Origin of the sequence: Halobacillus sp. BBL2006 (genome assembly GCF_000786645.1) — a bacterium.
GTDB lineage: Bacteria > Bacillota > Bacilli > Bacillales > Halobacillaceae > Halobacillus.
Genome location: NZ_JRNX01000436.1, coordinates 1 through 1,647 on the forward strand (window position 1 = coordinate 1; position 1,647 = coordinate 1,647).

The 1,647-nt window shown below is 41.2% G+C and carries 1 protein-coding gene and 1 pseudogene; both read left to right on the forward strand.

The genetic code is table 11. The features are described from left to right. Positions 1-370 precede the first annotated feature (370 nt). On the forward strand, positions 371-1,348 hold the full coding sequence (locus LD39_RS13035) for an ATP-binding cassette domain-containing protein (RefSeq protein ID WP_231572577.1): 978 nt from the start codon (positions 371-373) through the stop codon (positions 1,346-1,348). Beyond that, positions 1,338-1,647: pseudogene (locus tag LD39_RS13040) on the forward strand (ABC transporter); the annotation flags it as partial. The gene LD39_RS13035 and the pseudogene LD39_RS13040, both read left to right, overlap by 11 nt.

Genomic DNA, 1,647 nt, shown 5'->3' on the forward strand with positions numbered 1-1,647 from the left:
CTTATAAAGCCGCCATTACAAGAGCGAAAAACGTCTAGTTTTGCGAGCTGGAAAAAAGCAGACAAAATCAGCCCTTCCCGAAACTTTAGGACCTAAAACATTTTTTGGAAAAGTTTTTTAATTTTTGAACGTCTCATTGTTTTTTGGTAAAAGAATCAGCTTATCGATGAAGGACGTGGAAGACAATAGATAAGTCTATTAAGATAATACGCTCTGATTCACAGCTTTTCTTATGTATTTAAACTATCAGCACGTCAGCACAATTGTTAAATGTGTTAATAAACAACTTTTTAGGTGAAAATGCAGGAAAAGTTCGGTATCTTTAAGGTAAGCATTTTTTTTGACACTGATGCCGAATATAAGTGTAGGAGTGATTCGTTTGAATGGAAAGATTGAAGTAGAGCACCTCTCCAAAACGTTTAAAAAAGGTAATGTTCAGGCTGTCAAAGACGTAAGCTTTACGGTTGAAGAAGGTGAATTTTTTGCATTTTTAGGACCCAACGGTGCAGGAAAGTCGACGACGGTTCAAATCCTTACTACGTTGATTAACGCAACGGGAGGGAAAGCAACTGTCGCTGGACATGATGTGATCGGAGAACCTGAAAAAGTGAGAAGATATATAGGAGTGGCCCTGCAGGAAACGGGGGTCGATCCTGACTTGACGGGTCGTGAAATGATAGAACTTCATGCAAGCATTTTCGGTTTTTCAAAACAGGATGCTAAAACGAGAGCCAACGAACTGTTGGAAATTGTACAGCTGAAAGAATCGGCAGAGCGGAGGGTAGGGAACTATTCCGGCGGGATGCGAAGAAGGCTGGATTTGGCTTTAACGCTAGTGAATGAACCTAAAATTCTATTCTTAGATGAGCCGACAACAGGTCTTGATCCCTCTAATCGAATGGCCATCTGGAAAGAACTGCGGCGGCTGAATGAAGAAAATCATACAACGATTTTCCTCACAACTCAATACTTGGAGGAAGCCGACTCGCTAGCTCATCGAATTAGTATTATCGATAATGGTGAAATTGTGGCAACAGGTACTCCTAAAGAATTGAAAGCTCAAATTGGTAACGATTTAGTAACAATTAGCTTCTATTCGGAGGAGGATGAACAAAAGGCTGAACAGATATTAATGGAGCGATTCGGTCAAAGTGAAGTCATTCTTCAGAATAAGAAACTGACGGTGTATGTCGAAGATGGAACAAAGCAATTACTTGAAGTGGTCCGATTATTGGATCAGCAGGACATTCAAGTCGAAACCATCAACTTATCTTCTCCGACTCTTGATGATATTTTCCTTAAGATCACCAACGAACAAGAAGAGAGGGGGGAGACTGTTGGGGAATAATGTTTGGAAAGACACGTGGCTCATAACGCTTAGAAGCATTAAAACAACACTCCGCAATCCATTTTCATTTATTCCTAACCTGATGATTTCGGCTTTTTTCCTTCTTGTCTATGAAGGGGGATTAAGTGGGATTTCCCAACTGCCGACCTTTGAAGGGGCAAATTATCTCGCCTTTATCCTTCCTGTATCTATTGTCTCTGCAGCCATTGGAGGCGCAGGGGGCGCAGGACAGGGAATTGTAAAGGATATTGAAAATGGGTTTTTCTCCCGATTGCTATTAACACCGGCGTCTCGCTTAG